This is a genomic window from Rhodopseudomonas sp. RCAM05734, from assembly GCF_052658035.1.
On sequence record NZ_CP199742.1, the window covers coordinates 1,409,103 to 1,430,508 of the forward strand.

The 21,406-nt window shown below is 65.1% G+C and carries 19 protein-coding genes, 1 tRNA gene and 1 pseudogene; 15 read left to right on the top strand and 6 right to left on the bottom strand.

Features of this window, described 5'->3' with window-relative positions; translation table 11 throughout:
- Positions 1-2 precede the first annotated feature (2 nt).
- The 3 genes from ACUXVA_RS06865 to ACUXVA_RS06875 all read right to left on the bottom strand — a co-directional run bounded on the left by ACUXVA_RS06865 (position 3) and on the right by ACUXVA_RS06875 (position 979).
- Positions 3-239 carry a GIY-YIG nuclease family protein gene (locus ACUXVA_RS06865; RefSeq protein WP_445491399.1) on the bottom strand — a complete coding sequence of 79 codons (237 nt, stop codon included), beginning with the start codon at positions 237-239 and terminating at the stop codon, positions 3-5.
- A gap of 177 nt (positions 240-416) precedes the next feature.
- Positions 417-492, bottom strand: a tRNA-Ala gene (locus ACUXVA_RS06870).
- Positions 493-556: 64 nt separating this feature from the next.
- Positions 557-979, bottom strand: a complete 423-nt coding sequence (locus tag ACUXVA_RS06875; protein ID WP_265080972.1) for a TIGR02300 family protein — start codon at positions 977-979, stop codon at positions 557-559.
- Positions 980-1,116: 137 nt separating this feature from the next.
- Here ACUXVA_RS06875 and aroA point away from each other — a divergent pair, with 137 nt between their 5' ends.
- The 15 genes from aroA to ACUXVA_RS06950 all read left to right on the top strand — a co-directional run bounded on the left by aroA (position 1,117) and on the right by ACUXVA_RS06950 (position 14,064).
- Positions 1,117-2,478, top strand: a complete 1,362-nt coding sequence (gene aroA, locus ACUXVA_RS06880; RefSeq protein WP_413776418.1) for a 3-phosphoshikimate 1-carboxyvinyltransferase — start codon at positions 1,117-1,119, stop codon at positions 2,476-2,478.
- A gap of 3 nt (positions 2,479-2,481) precedes the next feature.
- The gene (locus ACUXVA_RS06885; RefSeq protein ID WP_265080971.1) at positions 2,482-2,703 is read left to right on the top strand and encodes a hypothetical protein; all 222 of its coding nucleotides are present in this window, start codon (positions 2,482-2,484) and stop codon (positions 2,701-2,703) included.
- 28 nt (positions 2,704-2,731) lie between these two features.
- Positions 2,732-3,094, top strand: a complete 363-nt coding sequence (locus ACUXVA_RS06890; protein WP_445491402.1) for a hypothetical protein — start codon at positions 2,732-2,734, stop codon at positions 3,092-3,094.
- 50 nt (positions 3,095-3,144) lie between these two features.
- Positions 3,145-3,465, top strand: a complete 321-nt coding sequence (locus tag ACUXVA_RS06895; RefSeq protein ID WP_445491404.1) for a hypothetical protein — start codon at positions 3,145-3,147, stop codon at positions 3,463-3,465.
- Between the two features lie 14 nt (positions 3,466-3,479).
- Positions 3,480-4,118, top strand: coding sequence for a (d)CMP kinase (cmk, locus tag ACUXVA_RS06900; RefSeq protein WP_265080968.1), 639 nt, complete (start codon positions 3,480-3,482; stop codon positions 4,116-4,118).
- A 251-nt stretch (positions 4,119-4,369) separates the two neighbouring features.
- Positions 4,370-6,070, top strand: a complete 1,701-nt coding sequence (gene rpsA, locus ACUXVA_RS06905; RefSeq protein WP_265080967.1) for a 30S ribosomal protein S1 — start codon at positions 4,370-4,372, stop codon at positions 6,068-6,070.
- Between the two features lie 178 nt (positions 6,071-6,248).
- Positions 6,249-7,226 carry a signal peptide peptidase SppA gene (gene sppA, locus ACUXVA_RS06910; protein ID WP_265080966.1) on the top strand — a complete coding sequence of 326 codons (978 nt, stop codon included), beginning with the start codon at positions 6,249-6,251 and terminating at the stop codon, positions 7,224-7,226.
- Positions 7,227-7,392: 166 nt separating this feature from the next.
- Complete coding sequence (locus ACUXVA_RS06915; RefSeq protein ID WP_265080965.1) at positions 7,393-7,698, top strand: integration host factor subunit beta; 306 nt, start codon at positions 7,393-7,395, stop codon at positions 7,696-7,698.
- A gap of 33 nt (positions 7,699-7,731) precedes the next feature.
- The gene (locus tag ACUXVA_RS06920; RefSeq protein ID WP_265080964.1) at positions 7,732-8,130 is read left to right on the top strand and encodes a LapA family protein; all 399 of its coding nucleotides are present in this window, start codon (positions 7,732-7,734) and stop codon (positions 8,128-8,130) included.
- A gap of 73 nt (positions 8,131-8,203) precedes the next feature.
- The gene (locus tag ACUXVA_RS06925) at positions 8,204-8,863 is read left to right on the top strand and encodes a phosphoribosylanthranilate isomerase (RefSeq protein WP_445491408.1); all 660 of its coding nucleotides are present in this window, start codon (positions 8,204-8,206) and stop codon (positions 8,861-8,863) included.
- Positions 8,860-10,080 carry a tryptophan synthase subunit beta gene (trpB, locus tag ACUXVA_RS06930; RefSeq protein ID WP_265080963.1) on the top strand — a complete coding sequence of 407 codons (1,221 nt, stop codon included), beginning with the start codon at positions 8,860-8,862 and terminating at the stop codon, positions 10,078-10,080. The genes ACUXVA_RS06925 and trpB overlap by 4 nt, the downstream gene beginning before the upstream one ends.
- Positions 10,077-10,913 (top strand): tryptophan synthase subunit alpha, encoded by an 837-nt coding sequence (gene trpA, locus ACUXVA_RS06935; protein WP_445491410.1) that lies wholly within the window; start codon positions 10,077-10,079, stop codon positions 10,911-10,913. The genes trpB and trpA overlap by 4 nt, the downstream gene beginning before the upstream one ends.
- 102 nt (positions 10,914-11,015) lie before the next feature.
- The gene (gene accD, locus ACUXVA_RS06940) at positions 11,016-11,966 is read left to right on the top strand and encodes an acetyl-CoA carboxylase, carboxyltransferase subunit beta (RefSeq protein WP_265080961.1); all 951 of its coding nucleotides are present in this window, start codon (positions 11,016-11,018) and stop codon (positions 11,964-11,966) included.
- Positions 11,963-13,306, top strand: coding sequence for a bifunctional folylpolyglutamate synthase/dihydrofolate synthase (locus ACUXVA_RS06945; RefSeq protein ID WP_265080960.1), 1,344 nt, complete (start codon positions 11,963-11,965; stop codon positions 13,304-13,306). Before accD ends, ACUXVA_RS06945 begins: the two co-directional genes overlap by 4 nt.
- A 17-nt stretch (positions 13,307-13,323) precedes the next feature.
- Entirely contained in the window at positions 13,324-14,064 is a 741-nt protein-coding gene (locus ACUXVA_RS06950) for a metallophosphoesterase family protein (protein WP_265080959.1), read from the top strand.
- A gap of 220 nt (positions 14,065-14,284) precedes the next feature.
- Here ACUXVA_RS06950 and trxA read toward each other — a convergent pair whose 3' ends face one another.
- The 3 genes and pseudogenes from trxA to addB all read right to left on the bottom strand — a co-directional run bounded on the left by trxA (position 14,285) and on the right by addB (position 21,366).
- Positions 14,285-14,605 carry a thioredoxin gene (trxA, locus tag ACUXVA_RS06955; RefSeq protein ID WP_265080958.1) on the bottom strand — a complete coding sequence of 107 codons (321 nt, stop codon included), beginning with the start codon at positions 14,603-14,605 and terminating at the stop codon, positions 14,285-14,287.
- Positions 14,606-14,703: 98 nt separating this feature from the next.
- Positions 14,704-18,214 (bottom strand): annotated as a pseudogene (gene addA / locus ACUXVA_RS06960) (double-strand break repair helicase AddA).
- On the bottom strand, positions 18,178-21,366 hold the full coding sequence (addB, locus tag ACUXVA_RS06965) for a double-strand break repair protein AddB (protein WP_445491414.1): 3,189 nt from the start codon (positions 21,364-21,366) through the stop codon (positions 18,178-18,180). The pseudogene addA and the gene addB overlap by 37 nt, the downstream one beginning before the upstream one ends.
- Positions 21,367-21,406 lie beyond the last annotated feature (40 nt).

Here is a 21,406-nt window from a genome sequence, read left to right on the forward strand (position 1 = left end):
CGTTAGAGGCGCTTCTTTGCGAAGGCGCGGCCGGATCCGGACTTCAGATATTGCTCGAAGGCAAAAGCCTGTCGTTCGTCGCTGAACGCGACATAGGTCTTGATTCGCCACGGGCGATATTTCGACGTGTGAGGCACTTCACCTGCATTATGCTTCATCAGCCGTGCGCGAAGATCATCGGCAATGCCGATGTAGAAGTGCTCAGAACCAAGGCTTTCGAGAATGTAGACGTACTTCATGGCCTTGCGGATCCATGACTTGACGTTGGCTGAGCTTACTGTGAGCGATCGCTAAAATTTAGCTGAACATTTCCTGTCCGCCTACGCCCTTCGGGCTCCGGCGTGACATCCTTCGCTCGCTTCGCCCGATAGTCTGGCGTGGCTTGCCGAGCCGAAGCTCGCGAAGCGAGCGAAGGATGGTGGAGCCAGGCGGGATCGAACCGCCGACCTCTTGCATGCCATGCAAGCGCTCTCCCAGCTGAGCTATGGCCCCTTAACCGGCGCGGGCTTCTGGAAAGTCCCGCGCGGCGAACCCAGATCACAGATCCGGGTTGATCTCAAGTCTCTTCGTCACCCGAAACGTCGCCAATGATGTCGGTGACGTCTTCGTCGCCTTCTTCCTCGTCGGCAATGAAGGTCGAATCATCGTCGTCGTCGTCGATGGTCTCGTCTACATCGATATCGTCTTCGGATTCCAGTACCGCGGCCTTCTTGCCGGTATTTTCTTCGGCGTCGGCTTCCTCGAGCGGCACCAATTCCTCTTCAGCATCGGCGACTTCCGGCGCTTCGGCAGCGGACGCAGCGGCGGAGGCCGCAGCGGCGCGCGACGCAGCGTCGGCGCGGGTCCGCGGCGGCGGAATCGGCGCAATCGGCACCACCTCACCCGTATACGGTGAAATCACCGGGGTTTTGCCGAGGTCGTAGAATTTTTTGCCCGTCGTGGGGCAAATGCGCTTGGTTCCGAGATCGGATTTGGCCACGTGTGAATCCTAGGGAATTTTTTGAAAAACGGTGCTTCACTTGGCTAGTTGCCACGCTGCTGTCAATAGCGCTCTGCGCGTGGCGTGACGCGGTGCCGCCCTTATGGTACGAGCCTGCCGCGCAAAGGAACACAATCTTGACCCATTCAGACGCCCGCGCCGACGGCCCCGCAACTGTGCCCACCCCGCTCGCGGCGCGTAAGAGCCCCGCTTTGGAGGGCCGCGTGCGCGTGCCCGGCGATAAGTCGATCTCGCACCGTGCCTTGATTCTGGGCGCGCTGGCCGTCGGCGAAACCCGCATTTCCGGCCTGCTGGAGGGCGAGGACGTTCTCAACACCGCCAAGGCGATGCAGGCGCTCGGTGCGCAGGTGGAGCGCACCGGACATTTCGCCTGGTCGGTGCGCGGTGTCGGCGTCGCCGGCTTCGCCGCGCCGCGGGCGCCGCTGGATTTCGGCAATTCCGGCACCGGCTGCCGGCTGGTGATGGGCGCCGTCGCCGGCTGCCCGATCGAGGCGACCTTTGACGGCGACGCCTCGCTGCGCAGCCGGCCGATGCGGCGCATCGTCGATCCCCTGGAATTGATGGGCGCCCGGGTGATTGCGAGCCAGGAGGGCGGTCGCCTGCCGCTGACCCTGCAGGGCGCGCGCGACCCGCTGCCGATCCTCTACCGCACGCCGGTGGCGTCGGCGCAGATCAAGTCGGCGGTGCTGCTGGCCGGCCTGTCGGCCCCGGGAATCACCACGGTGATCGAGGCCGAGGCCAGCCGCGACCATACCGAGCTGATGCTGAAGCATTTTGGCGCGCAGATCCTCTCCGAAAAGGACGGTGCCCACGGACGCCGGATTGCGCTCACCGGCCAGCCCGAGCTGCACGGCGCAGAGGTGGTGGTGCCGGCCGATCCGTCGTCCGCCGCCTTCCCGATCGTCGCAGCATTGATCGTGCCTGGCTCCGACATCGTGCTGACCGACGTGATGACCAATCCGTTGCGCACCGGACTGTTCACCACTTTGCGCGAAATGGGCGCCTCGATCGAGGAAAGCGAGGTCCGTGGCGATGCCGGCGAGCCGATGGCCCGGTTCCGCATCCGCGCTTCCGCCTTGCGCGGGGTCGAAGTGCCGCCGGAGCGGGCGCCGTCGATGATCGACGAATATCTGGTGCTGGCGGTGGCCGCGGCCTTTGCCGAGGGCACCACCATCATGCGCGGCCTCAAGGAATTACGGGTCAAGGAATCCGACCGGCTGGAGGCCACAGCGGCGATGCTGCGGGGCAATGGCGTCAAGGTGGAGGTCTCCGGCGACGACCTGATCGTCGAGGGTAGGGGCCATGTGCCGGGCGGCGGGGTGGTCGCCACCCATATGGACCACCGCATCGCCATGTCGGCGCTGGTGATGGGACTGGCGGCAGACCGTCCGGTGACCATCGACGACACCGCCTTCATCGCCACGAGCTTTCCCGACTTTATCCCGATGATGCGCGGGCTTGGCGCGGAGTTCGCATAGATCATGGCCACCGGCTTCGACCGTGACGCCCTGCTGGACTCGTTCGACCAGATCGGCCGCGCGGCCGTCGCAGCCGGCACCAGGCTGCAGATCGCGGTCTATGGCGGCTCGGCGCTGATGCTGGCGAGCAATTTCCGGTTCGCCACCGAAGACGTCGGCCGACATCGGCGGGGAGTGGCCGGAGTGGCTGTCGGACGTCGTCGCCCGCATCGCGCGCGAAAATGATTGGTCAGAGAATTGGTTCAACGATGCGGTGACGTTTCACCTCAGCGCACTGGAACGGACGGAGCGCGATCTTCTGGCGTTTGGCACCTTCCCCCGCGGCGGTGAAGCCGTCGGACTGTGCGTTATGATTCCTACCGCCCGCTACATGCTGGCGATGAAGTTGAAATCGCTCCGTATTTCGGATTTTTCCAAAGGCGAGCAGGACATGTCCGATGTGGCCCACCTGCTGCGGGTTCTCGGCATCACCGAGATCGAACAGGCCATCGAGATCCTGGCGGAGTTTTTCCCGAAAAGTGCCGCCGATGCCGACAAGCAACGCTTTGTGCTAAAGAGGCTTTTTGCCGGAGGCTTGGTGATCGATGCGCCCCAATACCCTCGCACAGGCGGCTGAGCGGATTGCCTCGGGCGAGCCGCTTGCAAAGGCCCTGCCCGAATTTCTCGATGCGTTCTATCTGGCCGGAACGCCGGCCGCAGCGTGCGGCGATGCTGAACGATGAGCCCGCCGCACTAAGCGATCCGCGCCTGCAAGGGCTATTCGGGGCCGTCGCCGAATATCTGGCCCATCAACATCGGCTTCCAAATGTTCCGCTGTGGGCTTATGCAAGCGACCGTTATCTCGATCGGGCATGGCATGTCTCGCCCTTCGCCGATGACGCCATGCGCGAATATCTGACCTTCGCCAGCCCGGCGGAATTCGCCTCGCGCAACATCTTCACCGAGGAGCGCCCGCTGCGCCGCGCCCGCTCCCCCCTCGCCGTTTAAGGTTTCTGCCTGACATGATCATCGCCATCGACGGACCGGCCGCTTCCGGAAAAGGCACGCTGGGCAAGCGGCTCGCCAGACATTACGGCTACCGTCATCTCGATACCGGCGTGATCTATCGCGCCGTGGCCAAGGCGATGCTGGACGCCGGCGCCGACCTTCGTGACGAAATGCTGGCGGTTTCGGCCGCTCTGGAGCTCGACCCCGGGAATTTCGGCGATCCGGCGCTCCGGGCGCAGTCGGTGGCCGACGCCGCCTCGGTGGTTTCGGCGATCCCGCAGGTCCGCCAGGTGCTGCTGAACTTCCAGCGCCGTTTCGCCGAGGATCCGCCGGGTGCCGTGCTGGACGGCCGCGACATCGGAACCGTGATCTGCCCGAACGCCGACGTGAAGATTTTTGTGGTCGCCGACCCGGCGGTGCGGGCCCATCGCCGCACCCTGGAAGCGAAAGCACGCGGCGAGGCGGCCGACGAGGCGGCCATTCTGGAGGATATCCTGCGGCGCGACGCACGCGACCAGAACCGCGCCACGGCGCCGTTGAAGCCCGCCGCAGATGCATACTTGCTGGATAACTCCAATTTGGATATAGAAGGCGGCGTCCGGGCCGCCATCGACATTGTCGAGGCCGTCCGAGCGGGCCGGCAGCGGGTTTGAGCTAGTTCATTTGGACGAAGTCAGACGAAACCGCTGCCGTCATTGGAGGAAAGCCCGCTCCTGGTCTTGAACGTCGGTTTCGACCGACTGCCTTGGCACCGGATGATCAACGTCTCAATCGTGCAGTCATGCTGCCGGCCCGTTCCTGTGATTTCCCGCAGGGCGGTCGTTAGGGGTTGCGGACCCCCGACACTACGCGTTTGAGGCGCCCATTCACCCGACTGCCGGCAATACCCGCACCTGGAGAACAAATGGCTTCGACCGATACTTACAATCCTTCACGCGACGATTTCGCCGCGATGCTCGACGAGTCCTTCGCAGGTGGCAACCTGCAGGAAAGCTCCGTCATCAAGGGCATTGTCGTCGCGATCGAAAAGGACATGGCCGTCATTGACGTCGGCCTGAAGACGGAAGGCCGCGTGGCGCTGCGTGAATTCGCCGTGCCCGGCCGCGAAAACGAACTCAAGGTTGGCGACGAGGTCGAAGTGTTTCTCGACCGGATCGAAAATGCGCTCGGCGAAGCCGTGCTGTCGCGCGACAAGGCGCGTCGCGAAGAGAGCTGGGGCAAGCTCGAGAAGGCCTTCAACAACAACGAGAAGGTTCACGGCGTCATCTTCAATCAGGTCAAGGGTGGCTTCACCGTCGATCTGGACGGCGCAGTGGCCTTCCTGCCGCGCTCGCAGGTTGATATCCGCCCGATCCGCGACGTCGCTCCGCTGATGAACAACTCGCAGCCGTTCCAGATCCTCAAGATGGATCGCCGCCGCGGCAACATCGTCGTGTCGCGCCGCACCGTGCTGGAAGAAACCCGCGCCGAGCAGCGTCAGGAACTGGTCCAGAACCTCGAAGAGGGTCAGGTTATTGACGGCGTCGTCAAGAACATCACCGATTACGGTGCGTTCGTGGATCTCGGCGGCATCGACGGCCTGCTGCATGTCACCGACATCGCATGGCGTCGCGTCAACCACCCGACCGAAGTGCTGACCATCGGTCAGACCGTCAAGGTCAAGATCATCAAGATCAACCACGAGACCCACCGTATCTCGCTCGGCATGAAGCAGTTGCTGGACGATCCGTGGCAGGGCATCGAGGCGAAGTACCCGCTGAACGCGCGCTTCACCGGTCGCGTCACCAACATCACGGACTACGGCGCATTCGTCGAACTGGAGCCGGGCATCGAAGGCCTGATCCACGTCTCGGAAATGTCCTGGACCAAGAAGAACATGCACCCCGGCAAGATCGTTTCGACCTCGCAGGAAGTCGAAGTGCAGGTTCTCGAAGTCGATTCCGTCAAGCGCCGCATTTCGCTCGGTCTCAAGCAGACCATGCGCAATCCTTGGGAAGTGTTCGTCGAGAAGTATCCGGTCGGCGCCACTGTCGAAGGCGAAGTCAAGAACAAGACCGAGTTTGGTCTGTTCCTCGGCCTCGACGGCGAAGTGGACGGCATGGTCCATCTCTCCGACCTCGACTGGAAGCAGCCGGGTGAGCAGGTCATCGACAACTTCAAGAAGGGCGACATGGTCAAGGCCATCGTCCTCGATGTGGATGTCGAGAAGGAGCGCATCTCGCTCGGCGTCAAGCAGCTCGAAGGCGATCCCTTCGCCGAGCCGGGCGACGTCAAGAAGGGCGCCGTCGTCACCTGCGTCGTGCTCGAAGTCAAGGAATCCGGCATCGACGTGCAGATCGTCGATACCGACTTCACGACCTTCATCAAGCGTTCGGAACTGGCGCGTGAGCGCACCGATCAGCGCGCAGAGCGTTTCGCCGTCGGCGAAAAGGTCGATGCGCGGGTGATCCAGTTCGACAAGAAGGCCCGCAAGGTCCAGGTCTCGATCAAGGCTCTGGAAGTCGCGGAAGAGAAGGAAGCCATCGAGCAGTACGGGTCTTCGAACTCGGGTGCGACGCTTGGCGACATTCTCGGCACCGCGCTCAAGCAGCGTACCGACAAGTAAGCGAAGCCTCGGCTTCAAACATCAGGGCCCCGGTGCAAACCGGGGCCCTTTTCGTTGCGGCCTTTGTTTTGACCTTGTTTTCTACATATTGCGTCGCAATTGATGTAATCCAGACACCGCAAATCAACGCTGTGCGGACCATAAGGGCCCGCCTGCGAATGCTTCCCGGAGATCCAAGATGTCGCTTGATTCCGATGTGATCGTCGACCGCCGCCGGATGCGGCGCAAGCTGACGTTCTGGCGCGTCAGCGCGGTGCTGGTGGCGATCGTCGCCGTGGTCGGTGCCGGACTCATCGTCAACCGCTCAGGCACCGCGCTGACAGCCTCCGGCTCGATCGCGAGGATCCATATCGAAGGCCTGATCCGCAGCGACAACGATCGTATCGAGGCGCTGGAGCGGCTGGAGAAGTCCGGCGCTGCGGCGGTCGTGGTCCATATCAATTCGCCGGGCGGCACCACCGCCGGCTCCGAGCAGCTCTACGACGCGCTGACGCGCCTGAAGGCGAAGAAGCCGATGGTGGTGGTGGTCGAGGGCCTCGCCGCGTCCGGCGGCTATATCGCCGCCATCGCATCCGACCATATCGTGGCGCAGCAGAGCTCGCTGGTCGGCTCGATCGGCGTGCTGTTCCAGTTTCCGAATTTCGGCGAGCTGATGAAGACCGTCGGCGTCAAAGTCGAGGAAGTGAAATCGTCGCCGCTGAAGGCCGCGCCCAACGGCTTCGAGCCCACCAGCCCGGAAGCGCGCGCCGCGCTGGAATCGCTGGTCAAGGATTCCTACGCCTGGTTTCGCGGCCTGGTGCAGACCCGGCGCGGCATGGACGATGCGCTGCTCGACAAGGTCGCCGATGGGCGGGTGTTCACCGGACGGCAGGCCGTCAATCTCAAGCTGATCGATCAGCTGGGCGACGAAAAAACCGCGGTCGAATGGCTGGTTTCCGAGAAGAAGGTCAAGAGCGGCCTGCCGGTGCGTGATTTCAAGCTGGCGCCGAAATTCGGCGACCTGACGTTCCTGCGCGCGGCGGCCTCCATTGCCCTGGACGCGGTCGGTCTCGGCGCCGTGGCGCGGCAGGTCGAACAGGGCGGCCTCGATCAGGCGGTTGCGCACCTCAGCCTCGACGGCATGCTCGCGCTCTGGCGGCCGGCAACTGCAAATTGAACCGATGTTCGCCTCGCGCTGCCTTGCTGCACAGCCGGGGCGCGTCGGAATATCTTTTTCAGCCGTTTGTCACCTGTTTTCGAGGCTCCCCGATTTCATTTAGCGTCTTGACAGCGCAAGGCATTTTCACGGAAATGGTTGCTCCCACTTCAGGGTCCCAGTCTCGATGATCAAATCCGAACTCGTTCAGCGTATCGCCGAGCACAACCCGCATCTGTATCAGCGGGATGTGGAGAACATCGTGAATGCGATCCTCGACGAGATCGTCGCGGCATTGGCGCGCGGCGACCGGGTGGAACTGCGCGGCTTCGGCGCCTTTTCGGTGAAGCATCGCCCGGCCCGCGCCGGTCGCAACCCGCGCACCGGCGCCCATGTGCCGGTGGACCAGAAGAGCGTGCCGTTCTTCAAGACCGGCAAGGAAATGCGCGAGCGGCTGAATCGCGACGCCGGGGCTCCCGAAGCGAGCGCGTGAAGCTGATCCGTCGCGCCATTGCGAGAGAGGCCGATGCGTAAATTTTTCACAGCTTTGGTGCTGATCCCGCTCGGTGTGCTGTTCATCGCGTTCGCGGTGGCCAACCGTCATCTGGTGACGGTGTCCTTCGATCCCTTCAATTCGACCGATCCGTCGATCGGCCTCACCGTGCCGCTGTTCGTCGCCATCATCGCCGTGGCGATCCTCGGCGTGATGGCCGGCGGCGTGGCGACCTGGTTCGGGCAGCGCCACTGGCGACGCGCGGCACGGCTGCACGAAGCCGATGCCCGGCAGGCGCGGATGGAACTGGCCGACTGGCGGGTCCGTGCCGCAACTGCGCCGCGCAACGAGCAGCAGCGTCTTCCGGCACCGCTGTCGCAGGGGGCGGCCTACGGGCTCCCGGGGCGAGACAAGCACGACGCGACGTTGTAGAACCCGCACCGTCGCGCCACATGATCGGCTGCGGCGCAGCCTGATCCCGAATTTGAGCAGACGTCCCCTGAACATGTCCCTGATCGTCAAAATCTGCGGCCTGTCGACGCGCGAGACTCTCGACGCGGCGCTGGCGGCCCGCGCCGACATGGTGGGCTTTGTGTTCTTTCCGCCGTCGCCGCGGCATATCGACCTCGATACCGCACGGGCGCTCGGCAAGCAGGCCAAGGGCCGGGCCGTCAAGGTCGCGCTGTCCGTCGATGCCGACGATGCGCTGCTCGCCAACAGCATCGACGCACTGCAGCCGCAGATTCTGCAACTGCACGGCAAGGAGACCGTGGCGCGCATCCGTGACATCAAGCAGAAGTTCGGCCTGCCGGTGATGAAGGCGATCGCGGTGGAAACCGCCGCCGATCTGGCGTCGCTGCCCGGCTATGCCGCGGTGTGCGACCGCATTCTGTTCGACGCCAAGCCGCCGAAGGACGCGACGCGCCCCGGCGGCCTCGGTGCCGCGTTCGACTGGCACCTGCTCGAGGGCCTCAAGCTGCAGCTGCCGTTCCTGGTGTCCGGCGGCCTCGATGCCGGCAACGTCGCCGAAGCCGTGCGGGTGACGGGCGCTGGCGGCGTCGACATTTCTTCCGGCGTGGAGCGCGCGCCCGGTATCAAGGATCCCGACATGATCCGCGCCTTCATCCGCGCCGCGCGCGCCAGCGAAGAGTTGATGACCCCATGAATTCAGCATTGCCCAATTCGTTTCGCTCCGGCCCTGACGATCGCGGTCATTTCGGCATTTTCGGTGGCCGCTTTGTCGCCGAAACCCTGATGCCGCTGATCCTTGATTTGCAGCAGGCCTATGAGGATGCCAAGGCCGATCCGGCCTTCCAGGCTGAGATGAATGGCTATCTCAAGGACTATGTCGGCCGTCCCTCCCCGCTGTATTTCGCCGAGCGCCTGACCAATCACCTCGGTGGCGCAAAAATCTATTTCAAGCGCGAGGAGCTGAATCACACCGGCTCGCACAAGGTCAACAACGTGCTCGGCCAGATCATGGTGGCGCGCCGCATGGGCAAGAAGCGCATCATCGCCGAGACCGGCGCCGGCCAGCATGGCGTGGCGACGGCGACTTTGTGCGCCCGCTTCGGGCTCGAATGCATCGTGTTCATGGGCGCGGTCGACGTCGAGCGGCAGCAGCCTAATGTGATCCGCATGGAAATGCTCGGCGCCAAGGTGGTGCCGGTGCAGGCCGGGGCGCGCACGCTGAAGGACGCCATGAACGAGGCGCTGCGCGACTGGGTCACCAACGTCCACGAGACCTTCTATTGCATCGGCACCGTCGCCGGCCCGCATCCCTATCCGATGATGGTGCGCGATTTCCAGTCGATCATCGGCACCGAGACCAAGGCGCAGATGCAGGAGGTCGAAGGCCGGCTGCCGGATTCTCTGATCGCCTGCATCGGCGGCGGCTCCAACGCGATGGGCCTGTTTCATCCCTTCCTCGACGATCCCACCGTGCAGATTTTCGGCGTCGAAGCGGCCGGCCACGGCCTGACCCAGTTGCATGCGGCGTCGATCGCCGGTGGCCGCCCCGGCGTGCTGCATGGCAACCGCACCTATCTGCTGATGGATGAAGACGGCCAGATCCAGGAAGGCCACTCCATCTCGGCGGGCCTCGATTATCCCGGCATCGGCCCGGAGCATTCCTGGCTGCACGAAACCGGCCGCGTCACCTATCTCTCGGCCACCGACGACGAAGCGCTTGCCGCCTTCCAGCTGCTGTCGAAACTCGAAGGCATCATCCCGGCGCTGGAGCCGGCGCACGCTATCGCCAAGGTGATGGCGCTCGCACCGAAGCTGCCGAAAGATCACCTGATGGTGGTCAATCTCTCCGGCCGCGGCGACAAGGACATTCCGCAGGTGGCGGAAATTTTGAAGGGCGCGAAGCAGTCATGACCACCCGTATCGACACCCGCTTCGCCCAGCCGAAGACCGAAGGCCGCGCGGCGTTCGTGACGTTCGTGATGGCCGGCGATCCCGATCTCGCCACCTCGCTGGAGATCGTCAAGGCGTTGCCGAAGGCCGGCGCCGACATCATCGAGATCGGCATGCCGTTCACCGATCCGATGGCCGATGGCCCGGCGATCCAGGCCGCCGGCCTGCGCGCGCTGAAGGCCGGCACCACCCTGAAGAAGACGCTGGCGCTGGTTGCCACCTTCCGCAAGGACGACAACGCCACGCCGATCGTGCTGATGGGCTACTACAATCCGATCTATATCTACGGCGTCGACAAGTTCCTCGTCGATGCAAAGGCCGCCGGCGTCGATGGCCTGATCATCGTCGACCTGCCGCCGGAAGAAGATACCGAACTGTGCCTGCCGGCGATGAAGGCCGGCTTGAACTTCATCCGGCTGGCGACGCCGACCACCGACGACAAGCGGCTGCCGGCGGTGCTCGAAAATACCTCGGGCTTCGTCTATTACGTGTCGATCACCGGTATCACCGGCAGCGGCAGCGCCAAATCTGCGGATGTCGGCGCCGCGGTTGCGCGCATCAAGCGTCACACCGGCCTGCCGGTCTGCGTCGGCTTCGGCATCCGCACGCCGGACGCGGCACGCGATATCGCTGCGCATGCCGATGGCGCGGTGGTGGGCTCGGCGCTGATCGATGCGCTGCGCGCCACGCTGGATTCCGAGGACCGCGCCACCGCGGCCACCGTGAGTGCCGTGGCCGACTTGGTGTCGGCGCTGGCCCAGGGTGTTCACAGCGCCACGCAGGCCGCGGAATAAGCCACAATTGCAGCCGATAGAACGGCTCGAATAGCGGGTTGTTCGCCCCCGATCGGGCAGCCATATAACGAGTGCGACGCCCCACGCGACGCGGAGATCGAGATGAACTGGTTAACCAACGTCGTCCGGCCGAAAATTCGCAGCATCCTGCGCCGCGAGACCCCGGAGAATCTGTGGATCAAGTGCCCCGATACCGGGCAGCTGGTGTTCTACAAGGACGTCGAGCAGAACCAGTTCGTCATCCCCGGCTCGAACTATCATATGCGCATGAGCGCCACCGCGCGGCTGAAGTCGATCTTCGACAACGAGACCTGGTTCGACGTCGCGCTGCCCGAGGTGACCGCCGATCCGCTGAAATTCCGTGACGAACGCAAGTACGTCGATCGTATCAAGGACGCCCGCACCAAGACCAGCCTGCATGATGCCGTCAAGGTCGGTTACGGCAAGCTGGAAGGCGCCGGCGTCGTCGTTGCGGTGCAGGATTTCGACTTCATGGGCGGCTCGCTCGGCATGGCCGCCGGCGAAGCGCTGGTGCGCGGCTTCGAGCTCGCGGTCGAAAAGAAATCGCCTTACATCGTGTTCGCGGCCTCCGGCGGCGCGCGCATGCAGGAAGGCATCCTGTCGCTGATGCAATTGCCGCGTACTACCGTCGGCGTGCAGATGCTGCGCGAGGCTGGGCTGCCCTATATTGTGGTGCTGACCAATCCGACCACTGGCGGCGTCACTGCCTCCTACGCCATGCTGGGCGATGTCCAGATCGCCGAGCCCGGCGCACTGATCGGCTTTGCCGGCGCCCGCGTGATCGAGCAGACGATTCGTGAAAAGCTGCCGGAAGGTTTCCAGCGCGCTGAATATCTGAAGGATCACGGCATGATCGATATGGTGGTGCACCGCCACGATCTGAAGCCGACATTGGCGCGGCTGTGCCGTATCCTCACCAAGTCGCCGGCGGTGGAAACCGTGTCGCCGCCGCGTCCGGCGCTGGAGCCCATCACCATTCCGGCCGAGATCGCTGCCAGCCCGGACGCCGTGCCGGCTGCGCCCCACGCGTGAGTACTCCTGCCGTCGGGCGCCCCACGCCCCTCGACGACCTGCTGGCCCGGCTGTCGACGCTGCATCCGCAGCGCATCGATCTCGATCTGGGTCGGATGCAGCGATTGCTGGCACAGCTCGATCATCCCGAGCGAAAGCTGCCACCGGTCGTCCATGTCGCCGGCACCAACGGCAAGGGCTCGACCATCGCTTTTCTGCGCGCGATCCTCGAGGCCGCCGGCCTGCGCGTCCATGTCTACACCTCGCCGCATCTGGTGCGGATCAATGAGAGCATTCGTCTCGGCCAGATTGGCGGCGGCGTGCTGGTCAGCGACGAAGAGCTGCTGGCGACGCTGCAGCATTGCGAACGGCTGAATGCCGGCGCGCCGATCACTTTGTTCGAGATCGAGACCGCGGCGGCGTTGTTGCTGTTCGCGCAGCATCCGGCCGATGTGGTGCTGCTCGAGGTCGGCCTCGGTGGCCGGCTGGATGCGACCAACGTGATCGAGACGCCCGCCGCCTGTGTCATCACGCCCATCAGCATCGATCACACCGAATTTCTCGGCGATACGCTGATGAAGGTCGCCGCCGAAAAGGCGGGGATCATCAAGCGCCGGGTGCCGGTGATCATGGCAGAGCAACTGCCCGAGGCCACCGCGATCATCGAGCAGCAGGCCCGCCGCATGTACGCGCCGCTGCATTCGGCGGGGCAGGAGTGGCATGTCAGCATTGAGCGCGGCCGGCTGGTCTATCAGGACGATCGCGGGTTGATGGACCTGGCCGCGCCAAAACTGTTCGGGCGGCATCAATTCTATAACGCCGGTCTGGCGATCGCGACCTTGCGAGCGTTGGACAATTTCAGGATCGACCCGACTGCCTATGAGGCTGGCATAGCACGCGCGGAGTGGCCGGCGCGGATGCAGCGTCTGACATCCGGAAAGCTGCTGGAGATGGCGCCGGCCGATGCCGAGCTGTGGCTCGACGGCGGCCACAATGCCGACGGCGGCCGCATCGTGGCCGCGGCGCTGGGGGATCTCGAGGAGCGGGTGTCGCGGCCTTTGGTGGTCATCGTCGGCATGATGGCTAACAAGGACGCCGGCGGCTTTCTCGCCAACTTCGCCGGGTTAACGCGGCATATCATCGCGGTGAAGATCCCGGATCGCGACGGCGCCATGGGCTTGGATGCGCTGAGCGACGCCGCGCGCCATCTCGGCATGCGGATCGAGACCGCTGCGAGCGTCGCAGCGGCGCTGCATGCGCTGACCAAGCTTGCCTACGAAGTGCCGCCGCGTATCCTCATCACCGGTTCGCTCTATCTCGCCGGCCATGTGCTGGCGGAAAACGGCACGCCGCCGACATAGACTCTCGGGGAGAAACGATGCGCTTTGCTGCGATCGCCGACGTCCACGGCAATTATCTGGCGCTGCAGGCCGTGCTCGCCGATATCCGCGGTCAGGGCATCGACGACATCGTCAATCTCGGCGACATGGCCAGCGGCCCGCTCGATGCGCGGCGCACGCTGGACATCATGATGGGCCTCGATGCCACATGTGTGCGCGGCAATCACGACCGATATCTCACCGACCATAAGCCCGAGGACATGTATCCGTCCGACCGCTTTTCTCATGGCCAGCTGGAAGAAAAGCATCTCGACTGGCTGCGTGCGCTGCCGTTCGCCACGGTCTATCGCGACAGCGTCTATCTCTGTCACGCAACGCCCTCCGACGATAACACCTACTGGCTCGAAGCGGTGACGCCCGACGGCGTGATGCACATGGCCAGTATTGAGGGCATCGAGGACAAGGCCAAGGGCATCGAACAGTCACTGATCCTGTGCGCCCACAGCCACATTCCGCGCGCGGTAAAACTTCGCGACGGCAGGACGATCGTCAATCCCGGTAGCGTCGGTTGCCCCGGCTATCGCGACGTGGCGCCGTTTCCCCACATCATGGAAACCGGCACGCCGGATGCGAGTTACGCCATTCTCGACGGCGGCAGCGATGGCTGGCAGGTGACGTTTCGCCAGGTGCCCTACGATCACGATGCGATGGCCAGACTGGCGCGGCACAATGGACGGCCCGAATGGGCCAGTGCGCTGGCGACGGGCTGGATCCGATAGGATTCTGAGAGACGCTGCCCCTCATGGTGAGGAGCGCGTCTTCGCGCGTCTCGAACCATGAGATATTGCGCGCCGAGCTTGCGGCCATCCTTCGAGACGCGGTCAAGAGACCGCTCCTCAGGATGAGGCAAACAGTCCGTAGGCCCTCAGGATGAGGTCTGCGCAAACAAAACGGCCGGCGACATGGTCACCGGCCGTCAAAACAATCAGCGGGAAGCGATCAGACCGCAGCGGTGATCCACTGCTGCAGCTTCTGCTTCGGCGCGGCGCCGACCTGGCGCGAGGCCATCTCGCCACCCTTGAAGATCATCAGGGTCGGGATCGACATTACGCCGTATTTCGAGGCGGTCTTCGGGTTCTCGTCCACATTGAGCTTCAGGATCGTGACCTTGTCGCCCATGGCAGTGGAAATCTCGTCGAGCGCCGGTCCGATCATGCGGCAGGGGCCGCACCATTCGGCCCAGAAATCGACAACCACCGGGCCGGTCGCCTTGAGCACTTCGGCTTCGAAATCGGCGTCAGAAACCTTGCCAACGGCCATTGTATTCCTCGTTCTGTTGGTGAGAGAGCGCGTCGGATGAATCGCGCTGGGATGATGCATCCAACCTATGAACGCACCCTTGCCGGGTCAAGGTTTGCTCACGGCGAGATGATGGTGAGCAGTGCTGCGTCCAGCGCGGGGGCAGAAATCTCCATCATTTCAAGGCTCTCGGTCCAGAGCAGGGCGGCCCGGACGGGCCTGTCGGGATAAAGCCTGGCCAGCACCGCGCGATATTGGGCCAACTGGCTGACATAGCTGTCCGGCGCCTCGGTCGCCTTGCGTGGCGGCGCGTGGTTGGTCTTGTAATCGACGATCCAGACCTCGCTTGGCGTCACCGCCAGCCGGTCAATCCGGCCGGAGACGATTCGTTTGCGCGGGCCGAGCCGGCCGGCGATCGCCACCTCGGCGCGGTTGCCCGGTGCAAACAGGGGCGCAAAGCGGGCGTCGTCGACCAATGCCAGCAATTGCGCGGCCAGCGCCGCGCGCGCGCTGTCGCTCCAGTCCGCAGCGTTGCGGGCCAGGAAGCGCAAAGCGGCATCGCTGCGGCGTGCGATGTCCACATCCGGCAGCGATTGCAGCAGTCGGTGCACCAGCGTGCCGCGCTGCAACGCCATCTTGCGTTCCTGATCGGATTCGCCGTTCTTGAGACGGCGCTCGCCGGCGTCGGACTCCGATGGCCGCAGCACATGGTCGCGGCGCGGCTCGGCGGTGACTTGCGCGCGCAGCCACGCCGGCAGCGCGATCGGCGCAACAGCCGCAGCGGCCGTCGTGGTTCCCGGCGGCGGCGTGGCGTCTTCGAGCCGCGAATAGCGTTTCACCACGCCGTCCGGCGGCGGCACCGTCTGCATGTGCAGGCCGGAATTCTCCAGCCCTTTGCAGATCAGGTCGTACCACGACAGCGGCCGCACTTCGTTGCGGTTCCCCGGCATGCAGCCGCCGACGATCAGCCGGTCGGCGGCGCGGGTCATCGCCACGTAGAGCAGCCGGCGATACTCGTCCTCGGTCTCCTCGATCATCGCGGCGCGGGCGGTCGCCACGGCCGGCGGATCGTCGGCCTTCTTGCCGGCCCACACCACCACGCCCGCCGTGTTCGGCGCGGCATTGCCCTGCGGCAGATGGATCAGGTTGAGACGTTGCGAGATCCGCCGGCGACGAGGTGGTGTCGACCAGGAACACCACAGGCGCCTCGAGCCCCTTGGCGCCGTGCACGGTCATGACGCGGACCTCGTCGCGCGAGATTTCCATGTCGCGCTTTACCTCGGTGTCGGCGGCGCGCAGCCACGCGACAAATCCCTGCAGCGAGGCAGGCGCCTTGCGCTCATAGCCCAGCGCCAGTTCGAGAAATTCGTCGAGTGCGTCATTGGCCTCGTGGCCGAGCCGGCGCAGGATTTTTGCGCGGCCGCCGTCGCCGCCGAGCAGCCACGCATAGAACGAAAACGGCGTTTCGCCGGCGAAGCGCCGCTCGCAGGCCGCAAGTCGTTTGAGCGCGCCGTTGAGCTTGCCGTCGCCGGCGGCGTGGTGATCGAGGGCGGCGCGCAGCGAGCCCGGGCGATCCCAGGCCAGCTTGAACAGGTCGTCGTCGTCGAGGCCGAACAGCGGGCTCTTCAAGGCTGTCGCCAGCGCCAGATCGTCCTGCGGCAGCAGCAGCGCGTCGGCCAGATTCATCAGGTCGATGATAGCGATATGTTCGGTGAGCTTCAGCCGGTCGGCACCGGCGACCGGAATGCCGGCATGCTTCAGCGCCTGGATGATAGCATTGAAGGCCTTGCCGCGGCGGCGCACCAGCACCAGCATGTCGCCATAGCGCAAGCGTCGCCGCTTGCCGATGGCGCCGGTTTCGGTGCCCTCGGCGATCAACGTCCTGATCTCCGCTTGCACGCGGCGCGCCAGCTTCACTTCGGGACTGGTCTCGGAGACCGCATCGAATGGCGCCTGCCAGCCTTCGAGATCCTGGCGCTCATCGGGCTGCTGCAATTCCCACAGGTCGATCAGGCTGGGGCCGGCGTCGGCGAGCGACTCGTGGATCGGATAGGCGTTCTCCGCGTGAATGCTGCGATAGATCGCCTCGTCGCGAAACACATGATCGACGGACTGCAGGATCGCCGCACCGGAGCGGAACGAATAGGTGAAGGCCACGGGATCGAACTTCAGGCCGGCAGCCTCGAACCGCGTCTTGAAATACTGCCGGCGGTCGGCGAATTCGCGGGGAACGGCGCCTTGGAACGAAAAGATCGACTGTTTCTCGTCGCCCACCGCGAACACGGTGCGCTTGACGCCGTCGCGCGCACCTTCGCCGGTGGTGAATTCGGAGATCAGATGGGTGACGATGTCCCACTGTCGCGGGCTGGTGTCCTGCGCCTCGTCGATCAGCACGTGGTCGACACCGCGGTCGAGCTTGAAATGCACCCAGGCCGAGGACACGTTGTCCAGCATGGCTAGGGTCCTGTCGATCAGGTCATCATAGTCGAGCAGGCCGCGCTCGTTCTTCTCGCGGCGATAGTTCTCGGCGACATTGCCGGCGATCACCAGCAGCGCCTGGGTGCGCTCGCGCATGGCCACCGCGCGGCGGCGCGCCAGCAGGCCGGACAGACGCTCGCACTCGTTCTTCAGCGTGGCGGCAAGGTTGGGATGGCCGTCATTGATCTTCTTGGTGGCGAGCGCCTTGCGCGGCTCCATGCTGGCGGTGAAGAACACCCGGAGATATTCGTCGACCTGCGCTGCGCCGTGGAAGTCCAGCGCCGTGCGCAGACGGCCGGCCTGGTCGTTGTCGGTCTTGGTGCCACCGGCAAATATCCCCGCCGCGTCTTTCCAGCGCCGCCGCGGCAGATGCGGTCCATCGACGATGTCCAGCTCTACGGCTTCGGTGGAATCGTCCGCCGCCACGCCGAGTGCTGCAGTCAGTTGCGCCATCGCCGCGTCGGTCGAGCCGGCGCGTGCGATCCAGGCGAGAAACTGGTCGCGGCTGAGCGAGGCCTCGCGCACCACGTCGCGGAAGGTGACGTCGGCGGCCGAGGTCATGGCGATCGCCAGCGCGCGGCCCTCGCCGCTGTCCGGCGCGGCGGCGGCCTGCAGCAGCACCGCCAATGACGCCCGCTCCATCATCTCGTTCTGGTCGCGGTCGTCGAGCACGCTGAAGCGCGCCGGGACATTGGCCTCGAACGGAAACTGCTGCAGCAGCCGCGTGCACAGCGCGTGGATGGTCTGCACCTTCAGCCCGCCCGGCGTCTCCAGCGCGCAGGCGAACAGTTCGCGCGCCCGCATCCGCATCCTGCTATCGAGCTTGCCGACGCCGGCATTGCGGATCTCGGCGTCGAGCGCGGTATCGTCGAGGCTCACCCAGTGGCCGAGCTTGCTGAACACCCGCTCCGCCATGTTGGCGGCGGCAGCCTTGGTGAAGGTGACGCACAGGATCTTTTCCGGCGGCACGCCGTCGAGTAGCAGCCGGATCACCCGATTGACCAGCACATAGGTCTTGCCGGAGCCGGCATTGGCCGAGACGAACACCGAGGCGCCGGGATCCGACGCCAGCGCTTGCTTGGCGCGCGCGGCGTCGGGAATGGTGCGCGGGCCGCTCAAGATTCGGCTCCGGCGTCGCCGGCGGCCGACCATTCCTTGATCCGCGCGAGATCGTCGTAGCTGCCGTAGCGGTTCGACCACATGGACAGGTTCAGCGAGGCATAGGGCGTCGCCTCGTTCTCGAACTTGCGGATCAGGCCTTCGAGCTTGGCGCGCGCCTCGTCGGCGGCCTCGTCGGGATATTGCGGCTCGTCCTTGCGCTCGATCTTCAGTTCGAGCACGCGCTCCTCGCCGGGCGGATTGTTGCCGCTGAGCCGGACATAGACGAGTTCGCTGACCGAGGCACCGGCAGCAATGCCCTTGAAGCCGCCTTCACGCAGGATCGCGGCTTCCAGCGTCGGCTGTGGCGACAGGCCCATGCGAACCTGCTTGCCGGTGGGCGGCTGGCCGGTCTTGTAATCGAGGATCGCGAAGGTGCGGTCGTTGCGATGCTCGATGCGGTCGGCACGAGCCGACAGATAAAAGACGCGGTCGCCTGCGAGCGGGATCGCAATCTCGCCGCGCACTTCGGCGTCGATGCCGGCGACATTGATGCGCCGGTCGGTCTCCCAACGGGCAAACCAGTCGGCGATGCGCAGGAAGCGCGGCCACCACAGCGCCCGCGATTCCGGTCGCGTCATCAGCGGCGCGAAGTGGCCTTCGCCGATTTTGCGCAGCACAGCGGCCGGATCGTCCGGCAGCGCCTTGCTGTAGGCTTGCGTGAAATCGCCGAGCGAATCGTGGATCGCCGAACCCCTGTCGGCGGCCGACAGCGGCATGTCGACGGGATCGAGCGGCGCCAGCTTGAGGATGAACTTGGCGTAGATGGTGTAGGGATCGCGCAGCCAGTCCTCGATGGCGGTGACCGACAGCCGCAGCGGGCGCGCTTCGCGCGGCGGCTTCGGCATCGGCTGTGCGGTCGGCGTCACATCGAGCGGGCGGTCCAGTTCGTCGGCGTATTGAACATATTTGTCGCCCGCCGCGACGGCCGCTTTCCAGCGCTCGGCGCCGGCAACGGCTTCGAGCCGATGCAGAAAGCGCGATGCCACCGCCGGCGCGCCGCCGACCTTGGCCGCGTGGCTGAGGATCACGTCGTCGGCGCCGAGCAGCTGCGCGAAGTCGTGCGCGCTCAGGCCGATGCGGCGCTCCGGCAGATCGAGGCCGAGCTGGTGCCGCATCGGGCGGCTAAGCCACGGATCGATCCGCGGCGACGGCGGCCAGATGCCTTCGACGAGGCCGCCGAGGATGACGCGATCATTCTGCGTCAGCCGCGCTTCCAGCGGGCCGTAGATGCGCAGGCTGGCATCGGCCACCTCCGGGCGTCGCACCACCCGGTCGGCGAACGCCGTCTGGAAGACCTCGGGATAGTCGCGAAGCTGCACCGTCAGGCCGCTGAGCCGCAGTCTCTTCTCTTCGCCCGACTCTGTTTCCACGATCTCAAAGACGAGAAGATCGTCGAACGCCGCAGTCAGCGCCGTTCCTTCGCGTCCCTCGAAAGCGACACTCGTTTCTTGGTCATCGCGCGACAGCGCCATGAGCACGGTCCGATGGCATCGGGCGACATCGGAAAAATCCACCGGCTTCGACGGGTGAATGCTCTCCAGCGGCGCCAGCGCGTCGCGAAGCGTCGCGATCAGGGCCGCGGCCTGGTCGAGTGCGGCATCATCGAGCCGGGCGCGCGGCTCCGAAGCATGCAGCATCGAGATCTCGCGGCGTTTCAGCTTGCCGAGTTCGTCGCGAAATTTTGCAAAGTCCTGCGCCAGCCCGTTGCAGCCCGCAGCCGGCCGTGTGCCGCGCAGCAGCGCCAGCTCCAGCGTCTCGATCGCCGCCTTCCATGCGCTCGCGGCCTTGCCGAGGCGCAGCAGCGGATGTTTCAGCAGGGCCAGCAAGGTCGCCGGCTCCAATTGTTCGGCGGCGGCCTCGGCAGCGAGCCGCGCGAAAATGCCGGTCGAGGTGTCGGTCAGCGCGTCGCCGCCGGAATCGTCGAAGCTCAGGTTCCAGCGGCCGAGCGCCGCCATCACCCGCCGCGCCAGCGCGCGGTCGGGCGTCACCAGCGCCGCCGACTTGCCGAGTTCGTGCGCCTCGCGCATGGCGACCGCGATGGCCAGCGCTTCCATTTCCGGATTGGCAGCGGCGATCACCGCGAGGTTCTGCATGCCGTCGGCAATCTTCTGCATTGCCAGGGGCTCGGCGAGCCGGCGGTGCCACTGCGCGGTGGCGTTGGACGGCCGCATCGCCTCGGAGGCCAGCAACTCGCGGCCGCGTAGCGCCGCTTTGCCGAGTTGTGCGACGTCGCGCCTGGTAATGCCGAGGCGTTCCAGCAATCCGTGCAAGGCGAATTGCGGATGGTTGGAGGCCGACGATGTGGTGTGACCGAATGCATCCTTGATGCCGCCGATCAGTTTCCAGGCGTCGTCGTCGAGATCCGTATCGAGGCCCGGCAGCACCACCGCGCCATGTGGAAGTTCAGCGACGGCTTTTAGGAATTTCGCCGTGGTCGGCATCGAACCGGTGGAGCCTGCGGCAATCACCGGGCCGCCCTGATGGGCCAGCAGTCGCTTTGCTTCTGCGTCGATCAGGAGATCTCGCCGGCTCGCCGGTTCGATCGCGCCCTGCGCAGCGAGTATGGGCGGCCAGACCTCTTTCGCAATATTCAGGAACTGCAGCGTCGGCTGCCAGTATTTGTCGAGCGCGTCCGGCACCAGCCCGTCCAGCGCGCTCCAGTCGACCTTGCGCGTCGCCATGTCGTCCATCAGTCGCGCCAGATCGTCAGCCAAAGCCAGCGTCGAAGCAGGGCCGCCGACCACCAGCGGCGCCTGCGTGGGATCGCCGGGCGCGAGCTGTTTGGCCCAGGCGGCAATCGGCTGCGCCAGCAGCAGCCGGCGCTGCAACCCGTCCAGCGCGGGCGGCATGTCGAGCGGGTCCAGCGCATCCGGCGAGATCGCCTGCGCGAAGTCCAGTTCGTCCTCGTCGACGTCGCCGAGCGGAACGATGCGCGGCAGCAGGACGGCGTCGGTGCCGAGCACGTCGAGGAAGATTTCATGGGCCATGCGCCCGGCGCGGCGGGTCGGCAGATAGAGCGTCGCCTCTGCCAGTCGCTCGGGATGGCTACGCGCGGAAAACCCCTCGACCAGATCGCCATCGACCAGCGCCGTGATGACCGTGCGCAGAAACGGCGCCGACGATGGAACACTGAATACGCGCATGGGCATCCTGATTCGCGAACAGGATGCATCATGGCATGGG

Bases quoted from the DNA above. Each gene is read 5' to 3' on its own strand.
- ACUXVA_RS06885 (WP_265080971.1), top strand. From the start codon at position 2,482: ATGGCCACCGGCTTCGACCGTGACGCCCTGCTGGACTCGTTCGACCAG.
- ACUXVA_RS06920 (WP_265080964.1), top strand. From the start codon at position 7,732: ATGCGTAAATTTTTCACAGCTTTGGTGCTGATCCCGCTCGGTGTGCTG.
- cmk (WP_265080968.1), top strand. From the start codon at position 3,480: ATGATCATCGCCATCGACGGACCGGCCGCTTCCGGAAAAGGCACGCTG.
- ACUXVA_RS06925 (WP_445491408.1), top strand. From the start codon at position 8,204: ATGTCCCTGATCGTCAAAATCTGCGGCCTGTCGACGCGCGAGACTCTC.
- trpB (WP_265080963.1), top strand. From the start codon at position 8,860: ATGAATTCAGCATTGCCCAATTCGTTTCGCTCCGGCCCTGACGATCGC.
- ACUXVA_RS06895 (WP_445491404.1), top strand. From the start codon at position 3,145: ATGCGTTCTATCTGGCCGGAACGCCGGCCGCAGCGTGCGGCGATGCTG.
- ACUXVA_RS06915 (WP_265080965.1), top strand. From the start codon at position 7,393: ATGATCAAATCCGAACTCGTTCAGCGTATCGCCGAGCACAACCCGCAT.
- trpA (WP_445491410.1), top strand. From the start codon at position 10,077: ATGACCACCCGTATCGACACCCGCTTCGCCCAGCCGAAGACCGAAGGC.
- sppA (WP_265080966.1), top strand. From the start codon at position 6,249: ATGTCGCTTGATTCCGATGTGATCGTCGACCGCCGCCGGATGCGGCGC.
- trxA (WP_265080958.1), bottom strand. From the start codon at position 14,605: ATGGCCGTTGGCAAGGTTTCTGACGCCGATTTCGAAGCCGAAGTGCTC.
- ACUXVA_RS06865 (WP_445491399.1), bottom strand. From the start codon at position 239: ATGAAGTACGTCTACATTCTCGAAAGCCTTGGTTCTGAGCACTTCTAC.
- ACUXVA_RS06950 (WP_265080959.1), top strand. From the start codon at position 13,324: ATGCGCTTTGCTGCGATCGCCGACGTCCACGGCAATTATCTGGCGCTG.
- rpsA (WP_265080967.1), top strand. From the start codon at position 4,370: ATGGCTTCGACCGATACTTACAATCCTTCACGCGACGATTTCGCCGCG.
- addB (WP_445491414.1), bottom strand. From the start codon at position 21,366: ATGCGCGTATTCAGTGTTCCATCGTCGGCGCCGTTTCTGCGCACGGTC.
- accD (WP_265080961.1), top strand. From the start codon at position 11,016: ATGAACTGGTTAACCAACGTCGTCCGGCCGAAAATTCGCAGCATCCTG.